The organism is Epilithonimonas pallida, from assembly GCF_900182975.1.
Lineage (GTDB): Bacteria > Bacteroidota > Bacteroidia > Flavobacteriales > Weeksellaceae > Epilithonimonas > Epilithonimonas pallida.
Window position 1 is genome coordinate 318,293 of sequence record NZ_FXUO01000003.1, and the last position, 12,886, is coordinate 331,178.

17 protein-coding genes are annotated in these 12,886 nt (G+C 35.6%); 7 read left to right on the plus strand and 10 right to left on the minus strand.

All coding sequences use genetic code 11. The features are described from left to right. The first annotated feature begins 26 nt into the window (after positions 1–26). Entirely contained in the window at positions 27–848 is an 822-nt protein-coding gene (locus QOL71_RS07580; protein ID WP_283416333.1) for a flavin reductase family protein, read from the plus strand. Positions 849–874: 26 nt separating this feature from the next. Continuing rightward, positions 875–1,123, plus strand: a complete 249-nt coding sequence (locus tag QOL71_RS07585; RefSeq protein ID WP_283416334.1) for a hypothetical protein — start codon at positions 875–877, stop codon at positions 1,121–1,123. Between the two features lie 3 nt (positions 1,124–1,126). On the opposite strand, the gene QOL71_RS07590 is transcribed toward QOL71_RS07585, so the two are convergent. The 6 genes from QOL71_RS07590 to truA all read right to left on the minus strand — a co-directional run bounded on the left by QOL71_RS07590 (position 1,127) and on the right by truA (position 6,214). Then, entirely contained in the window at positions 1,127–1,357 is a 231-nt protein-coding gene (locus QOL71_RS07590) for a type II toxin-antitoxin system RelE/ParE family toxin (RefSeq protein ID WP_283416335.1), read from the minus strand. A gap of 81 nt (positions 1,358–1,438) precedes the next feature. After that, the gene (locus tag QOL71_RS07595) at positions 1,439–1,672 is read right to left on the minus strand and encodes a hypothetical protein (RefSeq protein ID WP_283416336.1); all 234 of its coding nucleotides are present in this window, start codon (positions 1,670–1,672) and stop codon (positions 1,439–1,441) included. A 56-nt stretch (positions 1,673–1,728) separates the two neighbouring features. Further along, positions 1,729–3,477: an ABC transporter ATP-binding protein gene (locus QOL71_RS07600; protein WP_283416337.1), complete on the minus strand. Its 1,749-nt coding sequence runs from the start codon at positions 3,475–3,477 to the stop codon at positions 1,729–1,731. Between the two features lie 210 nt (positions 3,478–3,687). Next, positions 3,688–4,455 (minus strand): alpha/beta hydrolase, encoded by a 768-nt coding sequence (locus tag QOL71_RS07605; RefSeq protein ID WP_283416338.1) that lies wholly within the window; start codon positions 4,453–4,455, stop codon positions 3,688–3,690. A 330-nt stretch (positions 4,456–4,785) separates the two neighbouring features. After that, complete coding sequence (locus tag QOL71_RS07610) at positions 4,786–5,373, minus strand: Crp/Fnr family transcriptional regulator (protein WP_283416339.1); 588 nt, start codon at positions 5,371–5,373, stop codon at positions 4,786–4,788. A 106-nt stretch (positions 5,374–5,479) separates the two neighbouring features. Beyond that, positions 5,480–6,214, minus strand: a complete 735-nt coding sequence (gene truA / locus QOL71_RS07615) for a tRNA pseudouridine(38-40) synthase TruA (RefSeq protein ID WP_283416340.1) — start codon at positions 6,212–6,214, stop codon at positions 5,480–5,482. 426 nt (positions 6,215–6,640) lie between these two features. Between truA and QOL71_RS07620 the strand changes: the two genes are divergently transcribed. The 4 genes from QOL71_RS07620 to QOL71_RS07635 all read left to right on the plus strand — a co-directional run bounded on the left by QOL71_RS07620 (position 6,641) and on the right by QOL71_RS07635 (position 9,105). Beyond that, a complete protein-coding gene (locus QOL71_RS07620; protein WP_283416341.1) occupies positions 6,641–7,138 on the plus strand; it encodes a metallophosphoesterase family protein in 498 nt (165 codons plus the stop codon). 129 nt (positions 7,139–7,267) lie between these two features. Beyond that, positions 7,268–7,762 carry a Smr/MutS family protein gene (locus QOL71_RS07625; protein ID WP_283416342.1) on the plus strand — a complete coding sequence of 165 codons (495 nt, stop codon included), beginning with the start codon at positions 7,268–7,270 and terminating at the stop codon, positions 7,760–7,762. A 114-nt stretch (positions 7,763–7,876) separates the two neighbouring features. Beyond that, complete coding sequence (locus QOL71_RS07630) at positions 7,877–8,716, plus strand: alpha/beta hydrolase (RefSeq protein WP_283416343.1); 840 nt, start codon at positions 7,877–7,879, stop codon at positions 8,714–8,716. After that, complete coding sequence (locus tag QOL71_RS07635; RefSeq protein WP_283416344.1) at positions 8,713–9,105, plus strand: DUF1398 domain-containing protein; 393 nt, start codon at positions 8,713–8,715, stop codon at positions 9,103–9,105. Before QOL71_RS07630 ends, QOL71_RS07635 begins: the two co-directional genes overlap by 4 nt. A 107-nt stretch (positions 9,106–9,212) precedes the next feature. Here QOL71_RS07635 and QOL71_RS07640 read toward each other — a convergent pair whose 3' ends face one another. Continuing rightward, positions 9,213–9,761, minus strand: a complete 549-nt coding sequence (locus tag QOL71_RS07640; RefSeq protein ID WP_283416345.1) for a YqgE/AlgH family protein — start codon at positions 9,759–9,761, stop codon at positions 9,213–9,215. 342 nt (positions 9,762–10,103) lie between these two features. On the opposite strand from QOL71_RS07640, the gene pdxH reads away from it, so the two are divergent. Then, positions 10,104–10,754 (plus strand): pyridoxamine 5'-phosphate oxidase, encoded by a 651-nt coding sequence (pdxH, locus tag QOL71_RS07645; RefSeq protein WP_283416346.1) that lies wholly within the window; start codon positions 10,104–10,106, stop codon positions 10,752–10,754. A gap of 24 nt (positions 10,755–10,778) precedes the next feature. On the opposite strand, the gene hisIE is transcribed toward pdxH, so the two are convergent. The 3 genes from hisIE to hisA are packed head-to-tail and all read right to left on the minus strand — an operon-like array spanning position 10,779 to position 12,831. Then, complete coding sequence (gene hisIE, locus QOL71_RS07650) at positions 10,779–11,366, minus strand: bifunctional phosphoribosyl-AMP cyclohydrolase/phosphoribosyl-ATP diphosphatase HisIE (RefSeq protein ID WP_283416347.1); 588 nt, start codon at positions 11,364–11,366, stop codon at positions 10,779–10,781. Beyond that, positions 11,363–12,115, minus strand: coding sequence for an imidazole glycerol phosphate synthase subunit HisF (gene hisF / locus QOL71_RS07655; protein WP_283416348.1), 753 nt, complete (start codon positions 12,113–12,115; stop codon positions 11,363–11,365). Before hisF ends, hisIE begins: the two co-directional genes overlap by 4 nt. Then, the gene (gene hisA / locus QOL71_RS07660) at positions 12,115–12,831 is read right to left on the minus strand and encodes a 1-(5-phosphoribosyl)-5-[(5-phosphoribosylamino)methylideneamino]imidazole-4-carboxamide isomerase (RefSeq protein WP_283416349.1); all 717 of its coding nucleotides are present in this window, start codon (positions 12,829–12,831) and stop codon (positions 12,115–12,117) included. The genes hisF and hisA overlap by 1 nt, the downstream gene beginning before the upstream one ends. Positions 12,832–12,886 lie beyond the last annotated feature (55 nt).

Sequence of the window (12,886 nt, forward strand, 5' to 3'; positions counted from 1 at the left end):
TTTAAAAACTTTTTAACGATTAAATAATGAAAACTATCATTCCTTCCGATATCTCAGCAGTTCAGTTGCAACAAGTAATGCAAACCGCGATTGCGCCACGACCGATTGCCTTGGCAAGTACAATTAACAGCAAAGGAGAAATCAATCTTTCGCCTTTCAGTTTTTTTAATATGTTCAGCACGGTTCCGCCTGTTGTTATCATTTCTCCTTCCAGAAGAGTGCGTGACAATACCACAAAACATACTTTGGAAAATATGGAAGAAGTGCCGGAATTGGTTATTGGAAACGTCAATTTCGATATGGTTCAGCAGGTTTCTTTGGCCAGTACGGAATATGAAGATGGCGTAAATGAGTTTATCAAATCCGGATTAACAATGAAACCTGCTGACATCGTAAAGCCACCTTTGATTGCAGAATCGCCAGTTAATTTCGAGTGTAAGGTTTTAGAAATTAAATCACTTGGGAATCTTGGCGGTTCAGGAAATCTTGTGATTGCAGAGATTGTCAAGATTCATATCAACGAAAAATATCTTGATGAAGCTGGAAATCTCGACCAAAAACAATTGGATTTGGTAGCAAGATTGGGAAGTAATTTCTATTCCAGAAATAACGAAAATAATATCTTCGAAGTTCCTAAACCCTTAGTTACAAAAGGAATCGGTTACGACCAGCTTCCCGATGAGCTCAGACAAAGTGATATTTTTACAGGCAACGATTTGGGAATGCTTGCCAATGTAGAAATTTTACCACAAGGGAATTTTTCTTCGGAAAAAGAAGTACATTTATTAGCCCAAAATCATTTAAGAAATAACAATATTGAAAATGCTTGGAATGTCCTTAAAATTTAAAACGCTAAAAAAACTAAAAACAAAAAATGATGAAGAAATCGGTTTATCAAGCCATTATCACTATGCTGATTTTGGTTATTGCGGTCTCTGTAATTGGTATTTTTAATACTGAAATCAGTCTGAAATATGAAACTGGAAATCCGAAAGATTGCATTTCTCTCTTAACTGGCAGGGACCTTTGTTTATGGATTAAAAATCTCAAAATCATCATCATAGTTTGTCTGATAGCGGCTTCGGGATTGATAAGTTTCAGGTATAAGATTATCAGAGATTAGCAATTATTTTTCCCGTTCAATTTTCAGCGGATTTTGACGAGTGTCAAAAATGTCAACGATTTCAATACGATTCTTTTCTTTATTAAGCCAATAGATTATTTTATAATTATTGGAAACCAAATATCTGAAATTTTCTTTTCTGCCAGACAATAGTTCTTCTTTTTGTCCTATTTTGTTTTGAAAATCTAAAACATTAGTTTTCTCAACAATTTCAGTAACCAGTTTTTTTTGCAATTTTAGGACTTGCTTTTATTTTGTAGTAATCGAAAATATTCCTTAATTCTCTTTTAGCGAATGCTGTCCAAAATATTTTCATTACCAATGTTTGATTTCAGAAAGCAGTTCGTTTGATTCTGTTACCTCCTCGTTTTTAGAATCCTCTAATGAAAAGTTTATGCGAGAATTTAATTCTTCAATTGTAAAAGGCTTCAACTCTTTTTCAGATTGTTTGGCTTTTTTTAGGAGTTTTTCGAATTGAGAAATCAATTCCTCACTTTGAAGATTCAGAAAAGCCTGAACAAATTCTATTTTTCTCGTTTCGATATTCATTTTCAATAGGTTTTAATCAAATTTACAAATTTATTCTTAATCAAATTTGAAATTAATTAAATCGTCTTCTCTCCATCCTCGCTCACAACCTGAGCCTTATAAAGCACTGAATAATAACCATTCTTAGCCAGAAGTTCCTGATGCGTTCCTTCTTCCACAATCAGTCCGTGGTCCATTACGATGATTTTGTCAGCTTTTTCGATGGTGGAAAGTCTGTGCGCTATGATGATTGAGGTTCTGTTTTTCGTGATTTTTTCAGTTGCTCTCTGGATGAGTTTCTCACTTTCGTGGTCGATAGATGAAGTGGCTTCATCAAGAATCAGGATTTTAGGGTCAGACAGATAAGCTCTCAGGAATGATAACAATTGTCTTTGTCCTAAGGAAATAGAAGAACCTCTTTCGCTAACCACATAATCATAACCATTTGGTAATCTTTCGATGAACTCATCAACCTCAATTTCTTTCGCCGCTTTTTTGATATTTTCGAGTGTAATATCCTCATCACCCAAAGTCAGGTTTTCAAAAATACTGCCGTGGAAAAGGAAAACATCCTGAAGCACAACACCAATATGACTTCTCAAATTGTATAATTCGTAATCTCGGATGTCCACATCATCCAGCATTATTTTCCCGGAATTGATGTCATACAATCTGGTAATCAAACTGATAATCGTCGATTTTCCAGCTCCGGTTGCTCCAACGATGGCAACAGTTTCGCCCGGATTCACTCTGAAATCAATACCTTTCAGTACTTCTTGTTTTTCATCGTAAGCAAAATGAACATTTTGGAATTCGATCTTTCCATCAAAATGATCTTTAGCAACTGTTCCGTTGTTCGGCATCGCCTGGTCCTCATCCATTACGCCAAGAACTCTTTCTGCACCAACGATTCCTCTCTGGATATTATTAAATCTATCCGCAATCTGTCTCAAAGGACGAATCAGCATATTGATGAACTGAATAAAAGCAATAATGACTCCGGGTGTAGATTTGATAAAACCACCATAAAATAAGATGAATCCAATAAAAAGTGACGAAATCAGTTCAACAACTGGAAAAAATAAAGAGAAGATAAAAACTGTTCTCAACAAAGCTTTTTTCAGCTCAATATTGATTTTGTCAAATTTTGAAAACTCGGCTTCTTCTCTGTTAAAAACTTGGATCAAAGGCATTCCTGCCAAACGCTCTTGAACAAAGCTATTTTGAGTCGCGGTCCAGCTTCTTTCTGAGCCAAAAGCTACTTTCAATCGTTTTTGGAAAGCTCTCGTAATGATAACCATCAAAGGCAGAATCGCCAAAGAAATCATACTAAGATGTGTGTCCACCTGGAACATGGCAAACAGAACCATCACAATTCTTAGGATATCACCAAAAACCATCAAAAATCCGTCTGTGTAAACCGTAGCAATCGTTTCAACATCGCCAACAGCCCTTGTTACAAGATTTCCTATTGCGGTTTTGTCGAAGAACGCAGTTCTGAAATAAATCAGTTTGTGATACAACCTTTCCCTGATGTCACGAATAACATTCTGCGAAATGAAATTCGAAAAATAAACCAGGAAAAAGTTAAGAACCGTTTCCGCAATTACCAATCCGATCAGCAGATAAATGTGCTTCATCAGCTGGGCTTTATCCTTCAGCTTAACAATGTCTATATCGACTACATTTTTGGTAAGAATCGGTCTGTAAGTGGAAACAATGGCGAGAAAAATTGAAATAATCAGTGTGAAAATAAACCACGACCTAAATTTCATCCCGATTAAAAATAATCGTTTTACAATGTCCCAGGTATTTTGTTGTTTCATCTGTTTCTATTAATTTTTCTAAGGTCAGATGGAACACCTTTAATCATAAAACTATCATTAAAAGTAAATTTGGTAAAGAGGTGTTTCATTTTTATTCTTAGAATTCCGGAGTTTTTTTCAGTATCGAAAAAAATCTTTGCAAAAATAAGACTTTAAAAATTGAAACGCTGACCATTAACCAAATTTATTAATAGACAAAACGAATAAGATTTATTGTTTCTCAATCCAGTTCAAAACGTAGCCGGCAACTTCTTCCCAGCCTCTTTCTCCACAGATAAAATGACTTCTCCTTTCAAAGATTTTCAGATCCAAAACACTGTTTTTATCTTTATAAGAATTGGCAATTTTCGCAGTGAAGTCTGCCGGAAAAATAGCGTCATTTGCACCTCCGATGAATAATAACGGATTGTGAGCTTTCTTAAAATCAACATTGCCAATCGATTTCAAAAGCGGGTCTCTCGCCAGTCTTCTGCTTTCCGGAGCAGCAACAGTTTCGTACAATTTGTCACTTTCTTCTCGGGAATAATTATTAAAAAATGCACGATGATACCAATCTTTTGTTCCAAGATACGGGCTGTTTCCTTTGAAAAAATTGAAAACCGGCCAAACGATTTTTATCGTTGAAAAAGGCGCCATTACATTTTTTGGTGGTGCGCCGTCTATGCTAACTCCGGCAACAGCTTTATCAAGTTCAATCAGTTTTTGAACCAATAATCCACCGAAAGAATGTCCTACAACAATCGGTTTCTCAGGAAGCGTGTCAATGAATTTCACGAGATTGTTCAAGGTCTGTTCAAAGCTTACGGTTCTTAGTTCGGAAGGAATGTTTCTTTTCAATTCGATAGGATTTCCTTCGTGTCCCGGATTTGAAGGTGTGTGAACAGTGTAACCTTGGTTTTCGAAATAAGTTTTCCATTCTTTCCAGCTGGTATTGTTGACGAATAATCCGTGAATCAATACGATAGTTTTTGTTTTCATAATATTTTAATGTTTAAATTATGAGACAAAGTTCAGAAGATTGAACGTGTAAAACTTTAACCCAAGTTAAAATCGTATCATTTTAATAAATAAATATTTATGAAGTAATTAATTATCTGCTCAATCGGAAAAATCTGCGAGAGTTTCATTATGTGATATTTATTTGGGCAGCTTAATCCGCCTGTAGTTTATCCTGAGCTTGTGGAAGGGCTCCCAAACCTAACGAAGTGGTTCGACGAAGTCAATCTTTTCACTCCACTACGTTGCGTAAAAAGGATTTCCGCTCAAGTCGGGCTGCGTAAGATTCAACGTTTCAATAAAATTCAGAATTTATTTCCCAGAAAGTCTTTTCCGAATCCGGCTAAGAGACGGCCCTTGAATCCCCAAGTAAGATGAAATATGATATAAAGGAACATTATTGAAAATATCAGGATGTTGCTTAATAAGGTCGAGATAACGTTCCTCAGGAGATTTCAAGAGAAAACCTTCGATTCTTGTCATTGTCACATTGAAAGCTTCCTGAGCCAACAATCGTCCAAACTTTTCCCATTGATGCGATTTCTGATACAACGAAAGCAAATCCGTATAACGAATATAAATAATAGAAGCATCCGTCATCGCCTGTGTAAAATAATCACAAGGAATCTGATTGATAAAACTCTTGAAAGAAACCACAAATCCGTTCGCAGAATAGAGAAAAACATTTTTCTCTTCACCCGCTTTTTCGTCAATCGTGTAAGAGCGGAAAACGCCGTCAACAATAAATCCGAAATAAGTGCAAACCGTTCCGCGAAGATTATAGAATTCACCTTTTTTATAATTCTTCACCAACCAAAAATCCGAAGACATTTTGAAATCATCTTCCGAAAGTCCGGCAAATTGATTTAATGCGAATGCAAGCTTGTCTATTTCGGTCATCAATTTACGGTTTTAAGAAGTTATTTGTTTTAAATCAATCAGTTAAATTTATAAAAATAATTTCACTTCTCAATAAAAAACTCTCAAACGCTCCGACTCTCAAATACTAAAACTCATACCCAACATCTACCAAAAAAAGTCCTTGCGCAGGAGCGGAAACACCGGCAGAATTCCGGAATTTGTCTTCAATAATTCTTCGCAAATCATTTGGCGTAATTTTTCCACTTCCCACTTCAACCATTGTTCCGACAATCGCTCTTACCATATTACGTAGGAATCGGTCAGCAGAAATCGTGAATTTCAATTGATTTCCAAGCTGTTCCCATTCGGCTTTATAGATTTTGCAAATGTTGGTTTTGTTATCGGCGTGTAGTTTGGCGAAGCTCGTAAAATCATCATATTCAAAAAGGATTTTGCATGCTTCGTTCATTAGATCGATGTTCAAAGGTTTTTGACGCCAATATTGCCATGAAGAATCCTTGGAAAATGGATTTTTTTCTAATGAAATGTAATATTCATAAGTTCTGTAAGTCGCATCAAATCTTGCGTGCAAATCCGCAGGAACTTCAAAAATCCTTTTAACGGCGATATTTTCTGACAGAAAAGAATTGAGTTTATGAACTAAGTTTTCATCAAGGGTTTGTTCGGTTTCAAAATGGGCAAACATTTTCTTTGCGTGGACACCAGTGTCGGTTCTTCCTGCTCCGGTTGTTTTGATGGGTTCGCGAAGAATGGTGGACAACGCCTTTTCCAATTCCTCCTGAACAGAAATCTGTTTGGGCTGAATCTGATAACCAAAATATGCAGAACCGTTGTAAGAAAACTCTATAAAATATCTCATGTCGGCTGTAAATTTCCTGATTTTTTTTTAATTATAAAGAAAATGTTAATTCGTAATTTCGTAATTCTAAAATCATTAAAAATGAGACCAGTCAAAAAAAATAGACTCTCTCAGCCGTCAGAATTTATAAAAATGATGGTTGTCAGTTTAGTTTTCGTATCCGTTTTTCTTTTTAGCAAGAAAATATCACAAGAACAGATGGTTATAAATTTGGCTGTTCTATTATTTTTATTTTTCATCTTGCAGTTGGTTTTTGTAATAATGTATAAAAAAGGAGTGAAAACTTGGGCGTTTTGGCTATTGATTTTATTGGGATTGATAGGTGTTGCTGGCGCAATAACAATCTGGTATGTTTTAAAATATGGCTTGACATTTCAGAATTAATGAAAAATCAGTTTGTACTTTTGTAATTGAATCTAATTTAAAATGAAACGTATTCTTCTTTTATCAGACACCCATTCCTACATTGATGACAGGATTATTGATTATGCGAAAGATGCCTATGAAGTTTGGCATTGCGGAGATTTTGGCAATATGGCTGTGATTGAAGAATTAGAAAAAATAAAACCAATCCGAGGTGTTTACGGTAATATTGACGAAGCAAAAATCAGGACAATTTTCCCTGAAGTTTTGAGTTTCAAATGTGAAGAAGTTGATGTTTTGATGATTCACATTGGTGGTTATCCTGAGCGATATTCACCTTTGGCCAAGAAAGAGATCGCAGAAAGAAAACCGAAATTATTTATTTCCGGACATTCCCATATTCTGAAAGCGATGTTTGATAAAAAGAATAATCTTCTTCATCTTAATCCTGGCGCTTGCGGAAAATCCGGATGGCATAAAGTGAGAACGATGATGCGTTTCACAATCCATAAGGATGAAATCAAAGATTTGGAAATCATAGAACTCGGAAGTCGGGTTTGATAGTTTTAGAATTAAAGAGAATTAGGGTTTTTATTTTTGCTGAGTGAAACGCCTTTGCGGCCTTAAAAGCATTTGGTCTTTAAAAAAGAACTTTGCGGACTTTGCGTTAAAAATATTATTAATTACAAAATGAAAATTGGAGATTTAGTTTCAGTGATTGATGAAAATCTTAGAGGAACAGTTATAAAGATTATTGCTAATCAAGTGAAAATTGAAGATGAACACGGTTTTACGTATAATTTTTCTAAGGATAAATTAACAATCATTGATTCCGAATTATACGAGAACTCTCCAATTATCAGGAAAAAAGAAAGTCCAAAAATCATTTCGAAAAAGCATAATAAAGCGCCGTTGAAATTAGACCTTCACTTTAATTTTTTGGTCAAAAACCCTGCAGATTATGATGCTTTTGAGAGATTGATAATTCAGAGAGAAAAATTATTGGAAACGATTGATTTCTGTAGAAAAAATCATATTAAAAATCTGTTGATTATCCACGGAATAGGCGATGGCGTTTTGCAAAAAATGGTTTATGATGTTTTGGAAGGCCTTACCAATATAGAATATGACAGCGACGGATTTTTCTATCATCAATCCGGGAATGTGGAAGTCAAATTTTTATGAAATATAAAATTACATCGTTTTTCTTTAATGAGTTTTACGACTTTGTGTAACTTTAAAAAATTGAATTGAACAAAAAAATCCTTGCAGACTTTGCGTTTAAATAAAAGTAAAATTATGTTCAGAAAACCAATCAGTCTTATTGTAATCTTAGTCTTCGCATTCAGTTTTGCTCAGACAGAATATAAAACTGAAAGCAATATTTCTTATTACCCAGAAAAAATCAGTAATGCCGATGCTTACATCAGTTCCCAATGCAAACTGAAATTCTATTATCCAATCAATGTCAAAAATTTCCCGACTGTGATTTGGTTTCACGGCGGAGGTTTAACTGGCGGCAATAATGAATTGCCAAAAGAATTATTAGATGAAAATATTGCCGTTGTAAGTGTCGAATATCGTTTAGCTCCAAAAGTGAAGGCGCCGGCTTACATAGAAGATGCCGCTGCAGCAACGGCCTGGGTTTTTGAGAATATTGAAAAATACGGTGGGAATAAAAATCTGATTTTCCAGTCCGGACATTCGGCGGGAGGTTATCTGGCAATGATGATTACGCTGGATAAAAAATATCTTCAAAAATATAAAATTGATGCAGACCAGATTGCAGGACTTATTCCATTTAGTGGACAGGCAATCACGCATTTTCAAATCAGAAAAGAACAAGGAATCCCAGAATTACAACCGACAATTGACCAATATGCGCCTTTGTTCCACGTCAGAAAGGATGCGCCACCAATTGTTTTAATTACCGGTGACAGAGAATTAGAATTGTTCGGACGGTATGAAGAAAATGCTTATTTGGCAAGAATGTTGAATCTCGTAAAACATCCTTCAACCAAATTATTGGAGGAAGACGGATTCGACCACGTGAGTATGGCTCAGCCGGCTTTTCACTTATTAAAAAAAGAAGTCAGAGAATTAACTAAGAAAATAAAAACACAGAAAAACTTACAATGATGTTTACATTACAACAGATTCAAGATGCGCATTCCAACGTAGAAAGCGGAAAAGGATTCCCACAATTCGCAAAAACGATTAGAGAATTAGGCGTTAAAAGTTTGGAAACTTTCGTAGAAGACGGTTCTACTAATTATTTAGGAAACGACGATTACAAAGTTTCCGCACCACAACAATATGCACCATTATTGATTTACGGAATCCCGAATGCAGAAAAATTTTTAGCTGACTTACGAAATCATCAACAAGGCGGAACCGACTTTTTCCAATTTTGTAAAGATTGTGCAGATAGCGGTGTTTACAAATGGATTGTTGATATTGATGCAAAAACATGCACTTATTACACAGAAGCCGGAACAGTTATTTTTGAAGAACAGATCCCGATATAAATAAAAAAGTAATCATAAAGGCAAAAAAAATCGAATATTTTCCGTTTCCCTAGTGCAGTAAAACATTCTAAAAGAAAATTATTCCTTGTGTCTTTGTGTAAAACTCATCAGTTCAAACTCACATCTTCAGGCGCATTTGCCCAGAGAAGAAATTCGCCACCGAGATTCTGCATGATTTTTTTCCAGAGATTCTGGTCATTCGGAAGCGTATAATCCAGATTATAAACATCCACAATCGTCCACATTTTTCGTTGGATTTCACTTTCCAGCTGTAAAGGAGACCAACCCGAATATCCGGAAAAAACCTTGATGTCATTAATAGTTACAGAACCCTCAACAATCGATGAGACTACAGAATCAATATCTTCAGTAATGTAAAATTCATCATTGATTTCAGAATATTGCTCCGTGATTTTTTCACCTTTAAGAATGAAGAAAACCTTGTCATTTTCCACAGGTCCACCTTCATAAAGCTCCACCGGAAAACCAAAAATGCTCAAAAGACGCGAACTCATATTCTGATTTTTTTTATTCAGAATCAAGCCAAAAGCACCATTCTCATTATGATCAATAATAAGCACTACCGAGCGGGAAAATATGTCGCCGGAAGCATCGGGAGTTGATATTAAAATTTTACCTTTGTAAGAGTAATTCATCTATCAAAGCTATAAAAAAATATTTTTTTGAAAAAGAATTCAATGAAAATTTAAGTTAAATTGATTCAGATTCTAATAATTTAACTTCGTCGAATCTTTTGGATTGGGGCGCCTTTATCCGCCCTCCGTTCCCGCTTTTTTTGTTTTTTAGAAAAACAAAAAGAGCTCCACTCAGGTCGGGGCGCGCTTCGCACAAAGGAAGAGTTGTCATAAATTCAACATATAATTTCCTTTGATGAGCGAAGCGTCTTTGTGACTCTTAAAAACAATTAGTAGTTTTTAAAAAACTTTGCGAACTTTGCGTTCAAAGGCTTTAACATTATAAAACATCTCAATCATAAAATGAACAACGAAAATCTACACGATAAAAGACAAGTCTACGACAAATCCCAGCTTATCGAAAGCGAAGTCAGAGAAAACCCCATCGAGCAATTCCGAAATTGGTTTCTGGAGGCTGAAGAAAATCCACATGTTTCCGAAGCCAATGCAATGGCTATTTCCACAGTCGAAGATGACGGTTGCCCTAGAGTCAGAATGGTTTTGCTCAAGTCATATAATTGGGAAGGCTTTGTTTTTTACACCAATTACGACAGTCGAAAAGGAAAATCGCTTGAGAAAAACCACAAAGCTTGTCTTCATTTTTTCTGGCCAAGCCTGGAAAGACAAATTATCATCAAAGCCAATGTTGAAAGAATTGCTGAAAATCTAAGTGACGGCTATTTTCATTCTCGTCCAAAAGGAAGTCAGTTAGGCGCTGTTGTTTCGCCACAAAGTCAGGAAATCCCAAATCGAGAATTTTTAGAAAGCAAGTTGAAAAGTTTAGAAACCGAATTCGAAAACAAAGAAATTCCAAGACCTGAAAACTGGGGCGGTTACATTGCAAAACCCTATGAAATCGAATTTTGGCAAGGCCGGCCAAATCGTCTTCACGACAGGATTTTGTATTCTTTAACAAAAGATTTTGAATGGAAAATTTCAAGATTGGCTCCATAAAAATCCAGCTTTTGCTGGATTTTTTTATTTACTCCTCGATTTCAGAATTTTCTCAACATCTTCAATCGTGAAACCTTTGGCTTTCAACAAAATCAAATAATGATAAATCAAATCTGAAGCTTCATTTAAAAATAATTCGTTATTGTTATCTTTCGCTTCGATAACCAATTCCACCGCCTCTTCTCCAACTTTTTGAGCCACTTTGTTGATGCCTTTTCTGTAAAGTTCATTGGTATAAGAACTTTCATCATTAATGTCGATCTTTTCAGAAATCTTTTTTTGCAATTCGTATAAAAAACCTTTGTCATTTTCTTCTGCAAAACAAGTTGTCGTTCCTTTGTGACATGTCGGTCCGAGAGCTTTTGCTTTGATGAGAATCGTATCGTTGTCACAGTCTAATTTCAAATCAATCAATTCCAAAAAGTTACCTGACGTTTCGCCTTTTGTCCAAAGTCTATTTTTAGAACGAGAAAAAAACGTAACTTTTTTTTCCTCTAAAGTTTTAGTTAAGGCTTCTTGATTCATATAACCAAGCATCAGGACTTTGAGATTAAGGTAATCCTGAATAATCACGGGAACTAAGCCTGTGTTTTTATCAAATCGTATGGTCATCTTATCGGTAGATTTTTAGATTTAAGGTAATTTTTAAGTTCCGGAATTTCGATTTCATTGAAGTGAAAAATACTGGCTGCCAAAGCTCCTGTTGCTTTAGTTTGTGTGAAAACATCTTCAAAATGCTGCATTGTTCCAGCTCCTCCCGAAGCAATTACAGGAATATTGACCAGTTCCGAAAGTTGTTTGGTGATTTTTATCGCAAATCCGGATTTTGTTCCGTCTGTATTCATCGATGTTAGGAGAATTTCGCCAGCCCCAAGATTTTCCACTTCTTTTGCCCAGGAAAATAACTCTTTTTCAGTTTCGATTTTTCCGCCATTGCTGAAGACTTTATTCTGCCTTTTCACAAATTTGGTGTCAATCGCGACAACCATACATTGCGAACCAAAGCGTTTAGCGACTTCGGTTATCAGATTCGGATTCGAAATCGCAGCCGAATTAATGGTGATTTTGTCCGCTCCGTTTTTCAAAACCTCTTCCACGTTTTCCAAAACATTGATTCCACCGCCAACAGTAAATGGAATATTGATGCATTTGGCAATCTCACGAACGAGCGGAATCAAGGTTTTCCGACGTTCTTCGGTTGCAGAAATATCAAGGAAAACCAACTCGTCTGCACCTTGGTCAGAATATTTGATTGCCATTTCCACAGGATTTCCAACTTCTTTTAAATCCAGAAAGTTGACGCCTTTTACTGTTTGTCCGTTTTTGATATCGAGACAAGGGATTATTCTTTTTGCTAACATTAGAGAAAAGGTTTTAAATTGCTAAGTGTAATCCGGTTTTCATACAACGCTTTGCCGATAATCGCGCCTTCGCAGCTCAAAGATTTTAATTGAACTAAATCGTTAGTAGAAGTAATTCCACCAGAAGCAATTAATTTGATATCAGGATTTTCGACAATTATTTTTTCATATAATCCGAAAGATGGACCTTCCAACATTCCGTCTTTATTGATATCTGTCGAAATCACATATCGGATTCCAGATTTGATTTTTTCTTTTATGAAATCACAAATATTAATTTCACTTTCTTCTATCCAACCAGAGACTGCAATTTTTTCATTTTTGGCGTCGGCCCCCAAAATGATTTTTTCTGAACCATATTTTTCCAAACTGTCTAAAAATAATTCTGGTTTTTTGACGGCAACACTTCCCAAAGTCACTTGTTTTGCTCCGTTTTCAAAAGCAATTCTGACATCTTTTTCAGACTTTACGCCACCTCCGAAATCGATGATTAAATTGGTTTTGGCTGAGATTTTTTCTAATGTTTTATAATTGATGATTTGGTTTTGCCTTGCGCCGTCCAAATCGACGAGATGCAGAAAACGGATTCCGTTGTCTTCAAAGTTTTTGGCGACATCCAAAACGTTTTTGCTGTAAATTGTTTTCTTGTTGTAATCGCCTTTGGAAAGCCGAACGCATTCTCCGTTGATGATGTCAATTGCTGGGATTATTCTCATTTTCTATTTTGATTTTTAATGATTAAAAAGTTCAAACCACAAAAGTCACAAAAGA